Origin of the sequence: Streptomyces sp. NPDC048111 (assembly GCF_043202815.1) — a bacterium.
GTDB lineage: Bacteria > Actinomycetota > Actinomycetes > Streptomycetales > Streptomycetaceae > Streptomyces.
This window is the reverse complement of the sequence record NZ_JBIDBD010000002.1, coordinates 558,200-573,286: the sequence shown is the minus strand read 5'-3', so window position 1 is coordinate 573,286 and position 15,087 is coordinate 558,200. Positions and strand designations below refer to the sequence as shown.

At 73.6% G+C, this 15,087-nt stretch carries 16 protein-coding genes; 8 read left to right on the top strand and 8 right to left on the bottom strand.

Features of this window, described 5'->3' with window-relative positions; translation table 11 throughout:
* Nucleotides 1–50: 50 nt before the first annotated feature.
* From ACGF3I_RS07310 to ACGF3I_RS07300, 3 genes are all read left to right on the top strand, one after another.
* Nucleotides 51–1,559: an aspartate aminotransferase family protein gene (locus ACGF3I_RS07310; RefSeq protein WP_393129615.1), complete on the top strand. Its 1,509-nt coding sequence runs from the start codon at nt 51–53 to the stop codon at nt 1,557–1,559.
* A 62-nt stretch (nt 1,560–1,621) separates the two neighbouring features.
* Complete coding sequence (locus ACGF3I_RS07305; RefSeq protein ID WP_393129614.1) at nt 1,622–2,218, top strand: helix-turn-helix domain-containing protein; 597 nt, start codon at nt 1,622–1,624, stop codon at nt 2,216–2,218.
* A gap of 15 nt (nt 2,219–2,233) precedes the next feature.
* The gene (locus ACGF3I_RS07300) at nt 2,234–2,407 is read left to right on the top strand and encodes a DUF6126 family protein (RefSeq protein WP_393129613.1); all 174 of its coding nucleotides are present in this window, start codon (nt 2,234–2,236) and stop codon (nt 2,405–2,407) included.
* A gap of 49 nt (nt 2,408–2,456) precedes the next feature.
* On the opposite strand, the gene ACGF3I_RS07295 is transcribed toward ACGF3I_RS07300, so the two are convergent.
* On the bottom strand, nt 2,457–3,275 hold the full coding sequence (locus ACGF3I_RS07295; protein WP_393129612.1) for a tyrosine-protein phosphatase: 819 nt from the start codon (nt 3,273–3,275) through the stop codon (nt 2,457–2,459).
* Between the two features lie 297 nt (nt 3,276–3,572).
* Between ACGF3I_RS07295 and ACGF3I_RS07290 the strand changes: the two genes are divergently transcribed.
* Nucleotides 3,573–4,364, top strand: a complete 792-nt coding sequence (locus ACGF3I_RS07290) for an SGNH/GDSL hydrolase family protein (protein ID WP_393129611.1) — start codon at nt 3,573–3,575, stop codon at nt 4,362–4,364.
* Between the two features lie 99 nt (nt 4,365–4,463).
* Here ACGF3I_RS07290 and ACGF3I_RS07285 read toward each other — a convergent pair whose 3' ends face one another.
* Both ACGF3I_RS07285 and ACGF3I_RS07280 read right to left on the bottom strand, forming a co-directional pair.
* A complete protein-coding gene (locus ACGF3I_RS07285; RefSeq protein ID WP_393129610.1) occupies nt 4,464–5,453 on the bottom strand; it encodes an NAD-dependent epimerase/dehydratase family protein in 990 nt (329 codons plus the stop codon).
* 73 nt (nt 5,454–5,526) lie between these two features.
* Nucleotides 5,527–6,126: a GNAT family N-acetyltransferase gene (locus tag ACGF3I_RS07280; protein ID WP_393129609.1), complete on the bottom strand. Its 600-nt coding sequence runs from the start codon at nt 6,124–6,126 to the stop codon at nt 5,527–5,529.
* Nucleotides 6,127–6,315: 189 nt separating this feature from the next.
* Here ACGF3I_RS07280 and ACGF3I_RS07275 point away from each other — a divergent pair, with 189 nt between their 5' ends.
* Together ACGF3I_RS07275 and ACGF3I_RS07270 are read left to right on the top strand one after the other, a co-directional pair.
* Nucleotides 6,316–7,512, top strand: coding sequence for an MBL fold metallo-hydrolase (locus ACGF3I_RS07275; protein WP_393129608.1), 1,197 nt, complete (start codon nt 6,316–6,318; stop codon nt 7,510–7,512).
* A gap of 27 nt (nt 7,513–7,539) precedes the next feature.
* The gene (locus ACGF3I_RS07270; RefSeq protein WP_393129607.1) at nt 7,540–7,941 is read left to right on the top strand and encodes a thiol-disulfide oxidoreductase DCC family protein; all 402 of its coding nucleotides are present in this window, start codon (nt 7,540–7,542) and stop codon (nt 7,939–7,941) included.
* 100 nt (nt 7,942–8,041) lie between these two features.
* On the opposite strand, the gene ACGF3I_RS07265 is transcribed toward ACGF3I_RS07270, so the two are convergent.
* Together ACGF3I_RS07265 and ACGF3I_RS07260 are read right to left on the bottom strand one after the other, a co-directional pair.
* Entirely contained in the window at nt 8,042–9,943 is a 1,902-nt protein-coding gene (locus ACGF3I_RS07265; protein ID WP_393129606.1) for a chloride channel protein, read from the bottom strand.
* A gap of 221 nt (nt 9,944–10,164) precedes the next feature.
* The gene (locus ACGF3I_RS07260; protein WP_393129605.1) at nt 10,165–10,410 is read right to left on the bottom strand and encodes a hypothetical protein; all 246 of its coding nucleotides are present in this window, start codon (nt 10,408–10,410) and stop codon (nt 10,165–10,167) included.
* A gap of 147 nt (nt 10,411–10,557) precedes the next feature.
* Here ACGF3I_RS07260 and ACGF3I_RS07255 point away from each other — a divergent pair, with 147 nt between their 5' ends.
* Together ACGF3I_RS07255 and ACGF3I_RS07250 are read left to right on the top strand one after the other, a co-directional pair.
* On the top strand, nt 10,558–11,145 hold the full coding sequence (locus ACGF3I_RS07255; RefSeq protein WP_393129604.1) for a MarR family winged helix-turn-helix transcriptional regulator: 588 nt from the start codon (nt 10,558–10,560) through the stop codon (nt 11,143–11,145).
* Nucleotides 11,146–11,167: 22 nt separating this feature from the next.
* Entirely contained in the window at nt 11,168–12,034 is an 867-nt protein-coding gene (locus ACGF3I_RS07250; protein ID WP_393129603.1) for an SDR family oxidoreductase, read from the top strand.
* Nucleotides 12,035–12,050: 16 nt separating this feature from the next.
* On the opposite strand, the gene narI is transcribed toward ACGF3I_RS07250, so the two are convergent.
* From narI to narH, 3 genes are read right to left on the bottom strand one after another with little or no spacing between them, the layout of a single operon-like run.
* Nucleotides 12,051–12,812 (bottom strand): respiratory nitrate reductase subunit gamma, encoded by a 762-nt coding sequence (gene narI, locus ACGF3I_RS07245; RefSeq protein WP_393129602.1) that lies wholly within the window; start codon nt 12,810–12,812, stop codon nt 12,051–12,053.
* Complete coding sequence (narJ, locus tag ACGF3I_RS07240) at nt 12,809–13,429, bottom strand: nitrate reductase molybdenum cofactor assembly chaperone (RefSeq protein ID WP_393129601.1); 621 nt, start codon at nt 13,427–13,429, stop codon at nt 12,809–12,811. The genes narI and narJ overlap by 4 nt, the downstream gene beginning before the upstream one ends.
* A complete protein-coding gene (narH, locus tag ACGF3I_RS07235) occupies nt 13,426–15,087 on the bottom strand; it encodes a nitrate reductase subunit beta (protein ID WP_393129600.1) in 1,662 nt (553 codons plus the stop codon). The genes narJ and narH overlap by 4 nt, the downstream gene beginning before the upstream one ends.

Here is a 15,087-nt window from a genome sequence, read left to right as displayed (position 1 = left end):
CCTCCCCGGGGCCCACCCCGATCGGCGGCGGCCGGGAAGGAGAACGAGGCATGACCGAAACGGAGCCGAAGGGCTCGGCTGCGCCGGGGGCCGGCGCCCCGCGCGGACCTCTTGTCGCGCCGGGTGACGGCGCCCCGGGCGGACACGCCCGCGCACCGGGTGACGGCGCCCCGCGGGCCAAGGGCTTCGACCTGGCGCGGCTGCTCGCGGAGCGCGGGGCCGAGCGCTACGAGCTGCACACCAAGTACCTCAACCACCAGCTTCCCCGGATGCTGCACACCATCGGCTTCGACAAGGTCTACGAGCGGGCCGAGGGCGCGTACTTCTGGGACGCCGAGGGCAACGACTACCTCGACATGCTCGCGGGTTTCGGGGTGATGGGCCTCGGCCGGCACCACCCCGTCGTGCGCAAGGCCCTGCACGACGTCCTGGACGCCTCCCTCGCGGACCTGACCCGCTTCGACTGCCAGCCGCTGCCCGGGCTGCTCGCCGAGAGGCTCCTCGCGCACAGCCCGCACCTGGACCGGGTGTTCTTCGGCAACAGCGGCACCGAGGCGGTGGAGACCGCCCTCAAGTTCGCCCGGTACGCCACCGGCAGACCCCGCGTCCTGTACTGCTCGCACGCCTTCCACGGCCTGACGACCGGCTCGCTCTCGGTCAACGGGGAGTCCGGGTTCCGCGACGGCTTCGCTCCGCTGCTGCCCGACACCGCGCTGCCGCTCGGTGATCTGGCCGCCCTGGAGCGGGAGTTGAAGCGCGGCGACGTGGCGGCGCTGATCGTCGAGCCGATCCAGGGCAAGGGCGTCCACGAGGCGCCGCCCGGCTATCTGCGCGCCGCGCAGGAGCTGCTGCACCGGCACAAGGCGCTGCTGATCGCCGACGAGGTGCAGACCGGCCTCGGGCGCACCGGCGACTTCTACGCCTACCAGCACGACGAGGGCGTCGAGCCGGACCTGGTGTGCGTGGCGAAGGCGCTGTCGGGCGGCTATGTGCCGGTCGGCGCGACCCTCGGCAAGGAGTGGATCTTCAAAAAGGTCTACTCGTCCATGGACCGGGTCCTGGTGCACTCGGCGAGCTTCGGCTCCAACGCCCAGGCGATGGCGGCCGGGCTCGCGGTGCTCTCGGTGATGGAGGACGAGGGCGTCGTGGCGAACGCGCGCGCCACCGGCGATCTGCTGCGCTCCCGGCTCGCCGCCCTGATCGGCCGCTACGAGCTGCTCGCGGACGTCCGGGGGCGCGGGCTCATGATCGGCATCGAGTTCGGCCGGCCGTCCTCGCTGGGGCTGCGCAGCCGCTGGACGATGCTGCAGGCCGCCCGCAAGGGCCTGTTCGCGCAGATGGTCGTCGTGCCGCTGCTCCAGAAGCACCGGATCCTCACCCAGGTCTCCGGCGACCACCTGGAAGTCATCAAGCTGATCCCGCCGCTGACGATCACGGAACGCGAGGTGGACCGCTTCGTGGCGGCCTTCACCGCCGTGATGGACGACGCGCACGGCGGGGGCGGGCTGATGTGGGACTTCGGGCGGACGCTGGTGAAGCAGGCCGTGGCCAACCGGTAGGCGGTTTTGCCTCAGAGGCAAAAGATTTGCCTCTGAGGCAATGCCCTGCCTGAATGGGGTGCATGAGCACTCCTGGCGACGACGACGTCGCGGCGCTCCCGGGCGTCGCACCCCGGCTGCGCGAACTCCGGCGCCGCCGCGGCCTCACCCTGGAGGCCGCCGCCCAGCGCGCGGGCCTGTCGCCCGCGCACCTCTCGCGCCTGGAGACGGGCGCCCGCCAGCCCTCGCTGCCGATGCTGCTCGCGCTCGCCCGCATCTACGGTACGACGGTCTCCGAACTGCTCGGCGAGATGCCCCCCGAACGCGAGCCCGTCATCCGGGCCGGCCGCGCCGCACCGCGCGAGGCCGACGGCTGGACCTACCACGAGACCGGCGGCCCCGGCCGCGCCATGCAGGCGCTGCGCGTCGAGGTCCCGTACGGCACCCAGCGCGAACTCGTCCGCGTGCATCCGGGCGAGGAGTGGCTCTACGTCCTGACCGGGCGGCTGCGGCTCAGCCTCGGGGAGGCCACCCATGAACTCGACCCCGGGGACAGCGCCCACTTCGACTCGCTGACCCCGCACCGCATTTCGGCCGCCTCCCGCGGCGGGGCGGCGTTCCTGTTCGTGCACACCCTGCTGCAGAGCCCCGACCCCCATCCCCACCACCCGCACAGCTGAGAGGACGGGACCGACATGTCCGAGCACGAGAGCGCTCCCGGCGCCGCGCCCACCCCCCGCAGGAGCATCGAGGAGACCGCGGAGACGAAGTTCCCCCGCGGCCTGGTCGTCCGGCTCTTCGCCTACCTCGTCGCCGGGCACATCTTCGCGGGCTTCCTCTATCTGCTCTTCGAGGTGGGCGGCAAGTAGCCGCCCCGCCCGCCCCGCCCGCCCCGCCCGCCCTGCGGGCCCGCCCGTCCTACCGTCCCGTCCCGTCCAGGAGGCGCTCGCGCAGCCGCTCGCGGGTCTCGGGGGCGAGCCCGAGGCCCTCGGCGAAGTAGCGGTCGGTGGTTCCCCAGGTCGCCTCGATGGTGTCGAACGCCGCACGCAGGTACGCGGCGCGGGCGTCGAAGAGGGGGCTGAGGAGCTCCATCACCTCGGGGGACATCGCGTCCGCGGAGGTGCTGGTGCGCCGCACCTTGTAGCGGCGGTGCGGGTCGTTGGACTTGAGGTAGTCCGCCTCGATGGCGTCCCGCTCCACCCCGACCGCGAGCAGGGTGACCGCGATGGACAGGCCCGCCCGGTCCTTGCCCGCCGCGCAGTGCATCAGGGCGGGCACGCTGTCCTCGGCGAGGGCGTGCAGGACCCGGCTGTGCTCGGCGGTGCGCTGCGTGATGATCTCGCGGTACGAGGCGATCATCCGGTCCGCCGCCCTGCCGTCCGAGAGCGCGGCGCGCAGCTCGTCGAGGTCGCCGTCGCGCACCATCTTCCAGAACTCGGCGCCGTCGGCCGGATCGGTCAGCGGGATGTTGAGGTTGCGCACGCCCGGCAGCTCGACGTCGGGCCCCTCCAGTTTCTGGTCCCCGGCGTTGCGGAAGTCGAAGACCGTGTGCAGGCCGAGGGTCGCGAGGAAGGCCGCGTCCGCCGCGGTGGCGTGGGCGAGGTGTCCGCTGCGGAACAGCCGTCCCTCGCGCACCCGCAGTCCGTCCACGGTCGGCAGCCCGCCCACGTCACGGAAGTTGCGCACCCCCGAAAGCTCCGGCTCTGTCACGGGGACCTGCGGAATCTGCTGGGTCACGGGGACTCCTGACGTCGATCCTGGGTGGCGCGTCCTGCGCGTCTGTCGACGATACGACATGCGTTCCCGGGGCCACCGTCTCCCCGCGGCGGACCCCCTTCACGCGTGCCCGGCCGGGCACGCGTGAAGGGGGCCCGCCGGGCGCGCCTTCGCAACACCCGCCCGCAGCAGTCCGGTTGTGTCTCCGGGGTGGCCTATTCCCGGCCGGGACGAACTGACCGGGTGGTCTATATCACCCCCCGTCAACCCCTCCCTACGGTGGCGTAGGTCACTTGCGAAGGTGGAGGATGGATCCTCGTGTCAGACGATTCGAGATCATTCAGCAGCGGGACGTTCGGGTCGTACGCGGCGATCGGCGACAGCTTCACGGAGGGCGTCGGCGACCCCGGCCCGGACGGAGCGTTCGTCGGCTGGGCGGACCGGTTCGCCGTGCTGCTCGCCGACCAGCGTCCGGAGGGCTCCTTCCGCTACGCCAACCTCGCCGTGCGGGGCAAGCTCCTCGACCAGATCGTCGAGGACCAGGTGCCCCGGGCCAAGGAACTCGCCCCCGACCTGGTGAGCTTCTGCGCGGGCGGCAACGACATCATCCGGCCGGGTACGGATCCGGACGAGGTCGCAGAGCGCTTCGAGCGCGCTCTCGCGGACCTCAAGTCCTCCGTCGCCACCGTGATGGTGACCACCGGCTTCGACACCCGCGGCGTCACGCTGCTCCGCCATCTGCGGGGCAAGATCGCCACGTACAACGGGCACGTGCGGGCCATCGCGGACCGCTACGACTGCCCGGTGCTCGACCTCTGGTCGCTCAAGTCCGTACAGGACAGGCGCGCCTGGGACGTGGACCGGCTGCACCTCTCCGCCGAGGGGCACACCCGGGTCGCGCTGCGCGCCGCCCAGGTCCTCGGGCTCGACGTGCCGGCCGACCCGGACCAGCCGTGGCCGCCGCTGCCGCCGCGGGGCACCCTGGAGGTGCGGCGCGACGACATCCACTGGGCGCGCGAGTACCTGGTGCCGTGGATCGGCAGGCGACTGCGCGGCGAGTCCTCGGGCGACGCGGTCTCGGCCAAGCGGCCGGATCTGCTGCCGCTCTGACGGCGTCCGGCCGCGCGGCCGATCGACCCGGTCAGTACTTCTGACGAGGTGTCAACATCGTGTCGGATCAGGGGTGTTGGGCACCCGCGCCGGTGCGCCTCAGCCGGCCAGCACCTTCGCCTCCAGCGCCGGGTCGAGGCCGACCGGGGGCCGGTCCGGGCGCTGGGGAGCGGTCCCGCCGATCGAGCGGAGCCACTCCCAGGTGTCGGCGACCGTTTCCTCGACGGGGCGGCAGCGCAGCCCGGCCGCCACGGCCCTGGCCACCGAGGAGCGGTGCATGGTGTCGTGCAGCTCGCCCGGCGGGACCCACACGGGCAGGTGCTGCCACGGCTCGATGCCGGCGGCGAGGATCGCCCCGGGCTCGGTCCAGCGCGGTACGGCCCGGTCGCCGGTCAGCCGCACACAGGCCTCCAGCAGGCTGCCCATGGTGGCGTGCCCCACCGGGCAGACCAGGTTGTACGGGCCGCTGAGCCCCGCCTCGCAGGCGTCCAGGATCCACTCGGCGAGGTCGCGGCAGTCGATGTACTGGATGCCCAGGTCCCGCGGGCCCGGCGCGAGCATGTCGCCGCCGCGCGCCGCGCGCGCCAGCCACCACGGCAGCCGGCCGATGTTCTCCCACGGCCCGAGGATCAGGCCCGCGCGCACCAACAGGGCGCGATCGGCGCCGAATTCGCGCTCCGCGGCCAGCTCGCCGCCGCGCTTGGCCCGCGCGTAGTCCACCTCGCCCGTCTCGTCCGCGGAGCCCTCCACCAGCGGCGCGTCCTCGTCGGCGCCGGGCGGCGCGGGGTGCGGGTACACCGAGCGGCTCGACACGTACACATAGCGCCCGGCCCGCCCGGCCAGCGTCCGCGCCGCGTCCCGGACCGCGGCCGGAGCGTGCGACCAGGTGTCCACCACCACGTCCCAGGTGCCGTCCGCGAGGGCCGCGAGCCCGTTCGCCGCGGTGCGGTCGCCGTGCAGTGAGGCCACTCGGGCGGGCGGTGCGTGGCTGCCCCGGTGAAAGACCGTCACCTCGTGGCCGCGCTCCTGCGCCGCCACGGTCACGGCCCTGCCGACGAACTCCGTCCCGCCCAGCATCAGCACTCTCATGTCCGCAACCCTGCCCCAGGGATCCGCCGCCGGGAACCTGTGCTTGCTGTGGGCGTAATCCGTGGGCCGGCGGTCAGTTCCCGTGCGGCCAGGGATCGCCCGCGATGCGGGCGTGGAGGTGTTCGTCGTGCCAGCCGTCGGCGTGCAGCAGCGCACTGCGCATAGTGCCTTCGAGGGCGAATCCGGCGCGCTCGGCCACCCGGCAGGACGCCGGGTTGTCGACCGAGTGCGTGATCCGCAGCCGGTGCAGACCGAGTTCGTCGAGCGCCCAGCGGCTGACCCGCACGGTGGCGTCGAGTGCGGCGCCGTCACCACGGCCGGACGGCAGCAGCCAGTACAGGAGCTCCGCGCTGCCGCCCGCCAGGTCGAAGTCGGCGAGACCCATCAGGCCCACGGCCCGGTCGTCCTCGCGCCGCGCGATCGCCCAGATCGCCGCGGCCTCCTCGGTCCAGCGCTGCCCCCAGCGGGCGATCTTCTCGCGGGCCGTCTCCCGGGTCAGCCGCTCGACGCGGTTCCAGTGCACGATCGCCGGGTCCCGGCCCGCCGCCAGCAGTATGTCCGCGTCGCTCTCCCGCCAGGGGCGCAGTTCACGCCCCCCGGGCAGGACGAAGGACGGCTGCTGCCGCCGGGCCATGCGGCCGGCCGGCACCACGGGAGGTATCGGAGTGATCATCCCCGCATCATGGCAGGCGCCGCCCGGCGGCTGCCGGGAATCCGGGCGTCCGGATCGGTGTTGCCCCGGTACGGCACCCGGGGCGTCGCACGAGGACCCGCACGATCCGGTCGCCGAGCGGACCTCCCCGCTCCGGTACGGCCGCGACAGCCGCTCATAATGGAAAGACCCCGAGCCCCTGGAGGTGCCGTGACCGGCGCTGGTTCTCTGCTTCCCCTTCGCTCCAGACTCCGCGCGCTGCGCTCCGAGGCCTTCGGCGCCGATCCGGCGGGGGAGCGGATGGCCCGCATCCGCCGCTCGCCGAACTTCGCGGACGGCGTGTTCCAGAACCCGGAGGGCGCGCGGACCAGGCCCTCCGGCTCGACCCTGGAGTTCGCGAAGCAGTTCTTCACCAAGGAGCAGCGCGTACGGCGCGCCCCGACCGGCACCATCCCGGTCCACCCCACCACCCTCGCGGACATCGCCCGGCCGCCGGCCACCGGCCTGCGGCTCACCTGGATGGGGCACTCCAGCGTGCTGGCCGAGATCGACGGGCACCGGGTGCTGTTCGACCCGGTCTGGGGCGAGCGCTGCTCCCCCTTCGCCTTCGCCGGGCCCAAGCGGCTGCACCCCGTCCCGCTGCCGCTCGCGGCCCTCGGCCCGGTCGACGTCGTCGTCATCTCGCACGACCACTACGACCACCTGGACCTGCCCACCATCCGCGCGCTCGCGGGCACGGACACGGTGTTCGCGGTGCCGCTCGGCGTGGGCGCCCACCTGGAGCACTGGGGCGTGCCCCTGGACCGCATCCACGAGCTGGACTGGAACGAGTCGGCGAAGGTCGGGGGCCTCGGCCTCACCGCGACCCCGGCCCGCCACTTCTGCGGCCGCGGGCTGCGCAACCAGCAGCACACGCTCTGGGCGTCCTGGGTGGTGACCGGGCCCGAGCACCGGATCTACCACAGCGGCGACACGGGCTACTTCGGCGGCTTCCGCGACATCGGGGCGGAGCACGGGCCGTTCGACGCGACGATGATCCAGATCGGTGCGTACAGCGCATTCTGGCCGGACATCCACATGACGCCGGCCGAGGGCCTGCGCGCCCACCTCGACCTCCAGGGCGGCGCCCCGCACGGCGTGCTCGTCCCGATCCACTGGGGCACCTTCAACCTCGCCCCGCACGCCTGGGCCGAGCCCGGCGAGTGGACGCTGGACGCTGCCGGGGCGGCGGCGCAGACCGCTGCCTTCCCGCGTCCCGGCGAGCCCTTCGAACCCGCGGGCGCCGTTCCCGCGGAGCCGTGGTGGCGACCGCTGTCCGCGCCCCTCGACCATCCCTGGCGCACCCCCGCGAGCGCGCAGGCGGAGCCCGTGCCCGTGGCCGAACTCGACCTGGCGGGGGAGCGGTGAGCCGCTCCCGTGCCGCGTAGGAGGGACATGCGCAGCCGGCCCGTCCTCGTCTACGACGGGGACTGCGCGTTCTGCAGCTCGTGCGTGGCCTTCGTCGAGCGCCGTATCCGGCCCCGCTGCGACACCACGCCGTGGCAGTTCGCGGACCTCGCCGCGCTCGGGGTGGTCCAACAGCGCGCCGCGTACGAGGTGTTGTGGGTCACTCCGGACGGGAGGGTCCGCGGCGGGGCGCAGGCCGTCGCCAGGCTGCTCCTGAACGCGGGCGGCGTCTGGGCGGTCCCCGGCGCGCTGCTCACCCTGCCCCCGCTGCGCTGGATCGCGCACGGGCTCTACCGGCTGGTCGCCGACCACCGCGACCGGATGCCGGGCGGCACCCCGGCCTGCGCGCTCCCGGCGGCCCGCCCCCCGGGCCCGCCCGGCGGGAGCTGACCGCCGGGCGCCGGGGCCGGAACCCGAACGCCGAGTGCCGGAAGCGACCCGGGGGTCGGGCGACGGCCGGCCGGTTGCCGCCGCGCCCGCCCCAGGGGCATCAGTTGGGGGCGGTCACCGTGACCTGGTCCTCCTCCGGGTGCGGCAGGGCCGCGCCGCCCGAGGCCACCACCAAGGACGAACGGCGGCGCGGGCGCAGATACAGATGGCGCTGCACGTGCTGCTCCTCGTGGATGTCGACGCGACGTGCGTGCAGGAGCTGACGCAGACTCACCAGGCCCTCCACGCGCGGCTGTTGGTCCCGGCTGACGACCAGGATGCGGGTGATGTCGTGCTCGGCCATGCGGTTGGCCAGGGTGCGCAGCGTCTCGTCGTCGTGGGCGGTCACCGCGGGCCGGGCGAGGTCGCCGAGGGTGGTGGTGTCGTCATCGTCGCCGTGGACCAGCTGGTGCCGGGTGACGACACCGGACAGGGTGTCCCCGTCGAGCACCGGGTAGAGCCGCTGGGCCAGCACCTTGTCCGGGTCGCCCGCCGCGTAGGCGCTGTGCAGCAGGGCGGCGGCCTCGCCCAGCGTCTGGCCGGCCCGGAAGGTGAGGCGGATCGGCGTCTCCAGCTGCCGTACGAGATGGACCTCCAGCGGGTCCACCGAGTACTCGCGGGTCAGGTGCATGCCGCGCCGGGCGAGCTTCTCGGTCAGCACCGAGCGCTTGAGCGCGATGACCGACAGCAGGTACGCGGCCGACGCGGTGATGACCATCGGGATCAGCGCGTTCATCTCATGGGTGAGTTCCAGGCAGAAGACGATGCCGGTGAGCGGCGACCGCATCACCCCGCCGAGGACGCCCGCCAGCGAGACCAGCGCCCAGAACCCGGGGCTGACCTGGGGAAAGACGAGCCCTTCCGCGGCGCCCAGGGCTCCGCCGATCATGAACATCGGGGCGAGCACACCGCCCGAGGTGCCCGAGCCGAGCGACAGGCCCCAGATGAGGGTCTTGACCACCAGGATGCCGATGATCAGGCCGGTGGTGGCGCGCCCGGTGAGCAGCTGGTCGATGACGTCGTAGCCGACGCCGAGGGCACGCGGCTCGAAGAGGCCGCCGACGCCGATGATCGCACCGCCGATCGCGGGCCACCACATCCAGTGGAAGGGCAGCTTGGCGAAGAGGTCCTCGGAGAGGTAGACCAGCGACGTCGCGCCCAGCGCGAGGAGTCCGGCGGCCAGGCCCGCGACGACGCACAGTCCGTACGCGGACGTCGGCAGATGTGCGGGGACGTGGGCGCCGCCGAAGAGCGGGGCGGTGCCGAGCAGCGGACCGCGTACCAGGGTCGCGGTCGCGGCGGCCACGGCGACCGGCAGGTAGGAGCGCGGACGCCATTCGAAGAGCAGCAGCTCGACGGCGAGCAGGATGGCGGCCAGCGGCGCGTTGAACGTCGCCGCCATGCCGGCCGCGGAGCCGGCGACGAGCAGGGCCTTGCGCTCGTCGGTGGTCACGCGCAGGTGCTGGGAGATGAGCGAGCCGACCGCGCCGCCGGTCATGATGATGGGGCCCTCGGCGCCGAACGGGCCGCCGGTGCCGATGGATATCGCGGCCGACAGCGGCTTGAGCGCCGCCACCCGGGGCTGGACGCGGCTGCCGCCGATCAGGATCGACTCGATCGCCTCGGGCATGCCGTGCCCGCGGATCTTCTCCGATCCGTAGCGCGCCATCACACCGATGACCAGGCCGCCGACGATGGGCATGACCACCAGGAGCCAGCGGTGCGGGGTGCCGTGCGGGGCCGTCGTGGAAAAGGCGAACCGGCCGTAGAAGCAGAGGTTGGTGAACAGCGCGATCAGCTTGAGGAGCGCGACCGCGACCAGCGCCGCCGCCGCTCCGATCGGGATGGCGAGCACGGTGATCGCGGCAACGCGCGGCGGCACGTGGAAGTCGCCGAGGTGCGGGATCTTCACCCCGTGCCGGGGTGCGGGGGGATGGGGGTGGGCGGCGCTTGGGAACGGCATGGCAGGTCTCCGTACGGCGAGGGTGGGCAGGCGTCACCGGCCCGGGCACGACGACGTGCGGGCAGGGCGGCGACGCTCGACGGGCTGCACTGCCCGTCGGAGCGGAAGGGGCGAGCGGGGGACGGCGGGCCGGCACGGGAAGCCGCGCCGCGCGCGGTCCCCGCGCGTGCCCGGGGGCGCGGCGTGCTCCTTCGGACGCCGTGCCCCCGGGTCCCGCCGGGTCAGTCGAAGAGCGGGCGGGCCGCGGCGACGCGGCCGGAGCGCAGGACGCGGATCGTGGTGCGGTGGCAGATCCGGCAGGTGTTCTGGGTCAGCGGAGAGGGCTGCCGCATGCCGCGGACGTAGTAGTCCGAGCGCGTCGTGCCGTTCGCGTCGATCGAGTGCTGTATCTCGTACGAGCCTTCCCAGGCGTGCCCGCAGTGCAGACACACGAACGAATAGGCTTCGCGTATCGGCTCCACCGTCATCGTCAATCACTCCTTGCTGACCGATCCTGTCGCGCCCGCGCAGGTCCGGTCGATCCGAACACAGGCTAACATTGCAGACTGCAATGATTACAAGGGCCGCCTGCCCGTCTTGAGTCAGCCTTGAACAAATGGGGTGAATCGATCTCCATGGCGCACGACGAAGCCGCACCGCGGCAGGTGCGGAAACCTTCCGGCAGTGCCGCCGGCCACGCGCCGCCCGACCGGTCGGCGCTGGACCTGGAGGCCGAGGAGGTGGCCGTCGCCGTGATGGCGGCCTCGCGGCTCCTGGTCGCCGTCTCGGCCCGGGCGCTGTCCTCGATCGACGACACCATGACGCTGCCGCAGTTGCGTGCCCTGGTGGTCCTGGAGAGCTGCGAGCCGCTGAAGCTCGCCGCGATGGCGGCCACCCTCGGCGTCAACCCGTCCACCGCCATGCGCATGGTCGACCGTCTGGAGGCGGCCGGACTCGTGGACCGCAGGACCAACCCGGCGAGCCGGCGCGAGGTCGTCCTGAACCTCACGGACGCGGGCCGCGATCTGGTGGGCCGCGTCATGGCGCACCGGCAGACCGAGGTCAGCGCGCTCGTCGCCCGGGTGCCCGCGGAGGAGCGGGCCGGGCTCGTGCCCGCGCTGCGCGCCCTGACCCGCGCGGCCGGCGAACTCGGCGTCGACCCCTTCGACGAGGTGCGCCGCATCGGCGGCCTGGTGGACGACCCGCTCGCGCGGGGACGCTGAGAGCCCGGAGGGGGCGTACGCCATGGTGGTGCTGGTGGCCGGGGCGACCGGATACGTGGGCAGCCGGATAGTGCGCGAACTCGCGGCGCGCGGACACCGGGTGCGGGCGCTCGTACGCGATCCCGCCAAACTGGCGCCGGTCCGCCATCTGGTGGCCGAGGTGCACCGGGCCGACGCCACCGACGCCCGCGCGCTCGCCGGGTGCTGCGACGGCGTCGACGTGGTGGTCAGCTCGGTCGGCCTGGTCGGCCGCGGGGCCGGCAGGCTTACTTGCTGGGACGTCGACCACGGCGCGAACCACAACCTGCTCGCCGAGGCCCGCCGGGCCGGGGTGGGCCGGTTCGTGTATGTGTCGGTGGTCCGGGCGCCCGGCCTGGAACGGGTCCAACTCGTGCGCGCCAAGCGGGCGTTCGAGGCCGAACTCAGGACCTCCGGGACGGCGTACACCATCGTGTACCCGAACGGGTTCTTCTCCGACATGGACGAGTACCTGACGATGGCCCGCAGGGGCCGTGCCGTCGTCTTCGGCCGGGGCGCCTTTCGCATCAATCCCGTCGACGGCGCGGACGTGGCGGGCGCGGTGGCCGGCGCCGTCGAGGGCGGCCCCGAGGACATCGAGATCGGCGGCCCCGAGGTGCTCACCCACGAGGCCGTCGCACGCGAGGCCTTCCGCGCCCTGGGGCGGCCCCCGCGCATCACGCGGGTCCCCGCCGGGGTGCTCAGGGCCGCCCTCGCCGTACTGCGCCGGACCACGCCGCTGCGGGTGTACGGCGCCGTCGAATTCCCGCTGACCGTGCTCACCCAGGACGTCATCGCCCCCACCACCGGCCACCGCCGCCTCGCCGACCACTTCCGGCGGGCGGCGGAAGAGGGCGGGGCGGCGGGCTGAGTCCCCGCCCCGCCGCTCAGCGGGGCAGGGCCCGCTTCCGGCCTCCGCCGCGCCCGCCGGTCCCGCCGCCGACCCCGGCCGCGGGATGGCGGTACGGGGTCGCCCGGGCCCGCGAGCGGTAGACGACGTACGGCCGGACCAGATAGCCCACCGGCGCGGTGAAGGCGTGCACGAGACGGCTGAACGGCCAGGCCGCGAACAGCGTCATGGCGAGCAGCGCGTGCAGCCGGTACACCAGCGGGGCGTGCGCCATGGCGTCCACGTCCGGGTCGAGGGCGAACAGGCTGCGGAACCACACGGACACGCCGAGCCGGTAGTCGTAGGGGTTGGTGACGCTGCTGGCGGTGGCCGTCAGGCCCGCGAGCAGCACCAGGACGAGCAGGGGGTAGACGGCGCGGTCGCTGCGGCTGGTCGCGCCGCGCACCGCGGGGACGCGCAGCCGGCGCACCAGCAGGATCCCGAGACCGGCCACCGCGGCGACGCCCGCGAGGCCGCCCATCGCCAGCGCGGACGCGTGGTACATCTCCTCGCTCACCCGCAGCCGCTGGGTCACCGCCTCGGGCACGAGCAGGCCCATCACATGGCCGCCGATGACCAGGAACAGCGCGTAGTGGAACAGCGGCCCGCCCACCTTCAGGAGCCGGGACTCGTGGAGCTGGCTCGAACGGGTGGTGAAGCCGAAGCGGTCGTAGCGGTAGCGCCACGCGGTCCCGGCGACCAGGACGGTGAGGGCGAGGTAGGGCAGGACGCCCCACAGGGCGATGTGGAGATGCTTCACCTGCGGACTCCTTCGGTGGGCCGGGAACCCCGGGGCGGGAAGGGGGCGAGCCCGACCGTCTCGGTGGGCGGGCCGTTGCGGGCCAGGCGCACGGCCGCCGCGTGATCGGCGGGCCCGGGCCCGGGCAGGGTGCGGCAGACCGCGCGTACGACATCGGCGTACGGGCTGCGGAACTTCTCCAGCGCGTGGCCCAGCAGTTCCAGGGCCGCCCGGTGTTCCACGAGCAGGGCGAGGCCCGGCGCGGGGCAGCGGGCCGCGAACTCCAGGACGGCGGGCAGGAAGTCGGGCAGCTCCCGGTCGCCCTGCTCCCAGCCGTGCTCCCGGAACAGCCCCTTGAGGCGGGCGAGCGAAGCGCCCCTGCGGCGGGTGTCGCCGTCGGTGTAGTACGTCAGATGCAGGGCGCGGCGGCGGCTGCGGTCGAAGGTGGCGACATAGCGCGCGGCGAGCTCCAGCTGCGCCACGCCGTCGACCGCGGAACAGAAGCGGAGCAGCAACGCGGTCTCCCCGGGCGGGAGTTGCTCCAGCGCGGCGCGGACGGTGCGCAGCCGGACGGGCCAGTCGGTGTCCGGGTAGCCGAGCAGCAGCGAGGCCGCCTGGTGGACGGCGGGGCGGGTCATCGCTCCCCCTCCTCGCGGCGGCGCGGGAAGAGCCCGCGGGCGGCGCTGCGGCCGTCCCAGTTCAGCAGGTTCACCCGGCCGCGCAGGCCCGGCTCCGCCTCTCCGTCCGGCCCCCCGCCCGTGGCGGCCGGCACGGGCGGGGCGTGGAAGGCGTCCATGCCGGGCAGCCCCGCCTCGTACATCCCGGGCCCTCCGTCGCCGTCCAGGCTGCAGCCGCCGTCAGCCGGATCGCTCGGCACCGATCCGGTGTAGCTGGTCGGCACGACGTAGCGGTCCTCGTACTTGGCGACCGCGAGCAGCCGGTACATCTCCTCGATGCGCCGCTCGTCCAGACCGACGCCGCGCGCGATTGCCGGGTCGCGCTCATCGCCGAGGTTGATGCGGCGCATGTGGGCGCGCATCGCCGCCAGCCGGCACAGGGCCGCCTCCACCGGACCGGTGTCCCCGGCGGTGAACAGGCCCGCCAGGTACTCCAGGGGAATGCGCAACGAGTCGATGGCGCCGAAGAGTTGGGCGGGGTCCTCGCCGTCGTGCCCGGAGCGGGTCAGCGAGTCCACGATGGGGGACAGCGGCGGCACGTACCAGACCATCGGCATCGTGCGGTACTCCGGATGCAGCGGCAGCGCGACGCGGTAGTCGGTGATCAGGGCGCGGACCGGGGAGCGGCGTGCCGCGGTGATCCAGTCGTGCGGGATCCCCGACTCCTCGGCGGCGCGGGCGACTTCGGGGTCGTCGGGGTCGAGGAAGCAATCCAACTGCGCCTCGTACAGGTCCTTCTCGTCGGCTACCGAGGCCGCCTCGCCGACCCGGTCGGCGTCGTACAGCATCACGCCGAGATAGCGCAGCCGGCCCACGCAGGTCTCCGAGCACACGGTGGGCTCGCCCGCCTCGATGCGCGGGTAGCAGAACGTGCACTTCTCGGCCTTGCCGCTCTGGTGGTTGAAGTAGATCTTCTTGTACGGGCAGCCGGACACGCACATCCGCCAGCCCCGGCACCGGTCCTGGTCGACCAGCACGATGCCGTCCTCGATGCGCTTGTACAGCGCGCCCGAGGGGCACACGGCCACGCACGACGGGTTCAGGCAGTGCTCGCAGATCCGTGGCAGATAGAACATGAACGCCTGCTCGTACTCCAGGCGCACCGCCTCGTTCATCCCGCGCAGGACCGGGTCGGCGGCGAGCTGGGCGGGGCCGCCGCCGAGGTCGTCGTCCCAGTTGGGGCCCCAGGTCACCTCGGCCGGCCTGCCGTCGATCAGCGAGCGGGGCCGCGCGGTGGGCACGTCGTCGCCGAGCGGGGCGGTGGTGAGCGTCTCGTAGTCGTAGGTCCAGGGCTCGTAGTAATCCGCGAGCGAGGGCAGGTCGGGGTTGGCGAACAGGGTCGCGAGGCGGCGTGCACGGCCTCCGGCGCGCGGCACCAGGCGGCCGTTCTTGAGCCGCCAGCCGCCCTTCCACCTGTCCTGGTCCTCGTGGCCGCGGGGATAGCCCTGGCCGGGCCGGGTCTCGACGTTGTTGAACCAGGCGTACTCCGTGCCGCTCCGGTTGGTCCACGTCTGCTTGCAGGTGACCGAACAGGTGTGGCAGCCGATGCACTTGTCGAGGTTCATGACCATGGCGACCTGCGCCATGACCCGTCCGATGGTCGCTGAGCGAGGGGGCAT

What these genes read in the sequence shown, in the direction of transcription:
- ACGF3I_RS07310 (WP_393129615.1), top strand. Translation starts at nt 51, where the DNA reads ATGACCGAAACGGAGCCGAAGGGCTCGGCTGCGCCGGGGGCCGGCGCC.
- ACGF3I_RS07305 (WP_393129614.1), top strand. Translation starts at nt 1,622, where the DNA reads ATGAGCACTCCTGGCGACGACGACGTCGCGGCGCTCCCGGGCGTCGCA.
- ACGF3I_RS07300 (WP_393129613.1), top strand. Translation starts at nt 2,234, where the DNA reads ATGTCCGAGCACGAGAGCGCTCCCGGCGCCGCGCCCACCCCCCGCAGG.
- ACGF3I_RS07285 (WP_393129610.1), bottom strand. Translation starts at nt 5,453, where the DNA reads ATGAGAGTGCTGATGCTGGGCGGGACGGAGTTCGTCGGCAGGGCCGTG.
- ACGF3I_RS07280 (WP_393129609.1), bottom strand. Translation starts at nt 6,126, where the DNA reads ATGATCACTCCGATACCTCCCGTGGTGCCGGCCGGCCGCATGGCCCGG.
- ACGF3I_RS07270 (WP_393129607.1), top strand. Translation starts at nt 7,540, where the DNA reads ATGCGCAGCCGGCCCGTCCTCGTCTACGACGGGGACTGCGCGTTCTGC.
- ACGF3I_RS07265 (WP_393129606.1), bottom strand. Translation starts at nt 9,943, where the DNA reads ATGCCGTTCCCAAGCGCCGCCCACCCCCATCCCCCCGCACCCCGGCAC.
- ACGF3I_RS07260 (WP_393129605.1), bottom strand. Translation starts at nt 10,410, where the DNA reads ATGACGGTGGAGCCGATACGCGAAGCCTATTCGTTCGTGTGTCTGCAC.
- ACGF3I_RS07255 (WP_393129604.1), top strand. Translation starts at nt 10,558, where the DNA reads ATGGCGCACGACGAAGCCGCACCGCGGCAGGTGCGGAAACCTTCCGGC.
- ACGF3I_RS07250 (WP_393129603.1), top strand. Translation starts at nt 11,168, where the DNA reads ATGGTGGTGCTGGTGGCCGGGGCGACCGGATACGTGGGCAGCCGGATA.
- narJ (WP_393129601.1), bottom strand. Translation starts at nt 13,429, where the DNA reads ATGACCCGCCCCGCCGTCCACCAGGCGGCCTCGCTGCTGCTCGGCTAC.
- narH (WP_393129600.1), bottom strand. Translation starts at nt 15,087, where the DNA reads ATGCCCCCTCGCTCAGCGACCATCGGACGGGTCATGGCGCAGGTCGCC.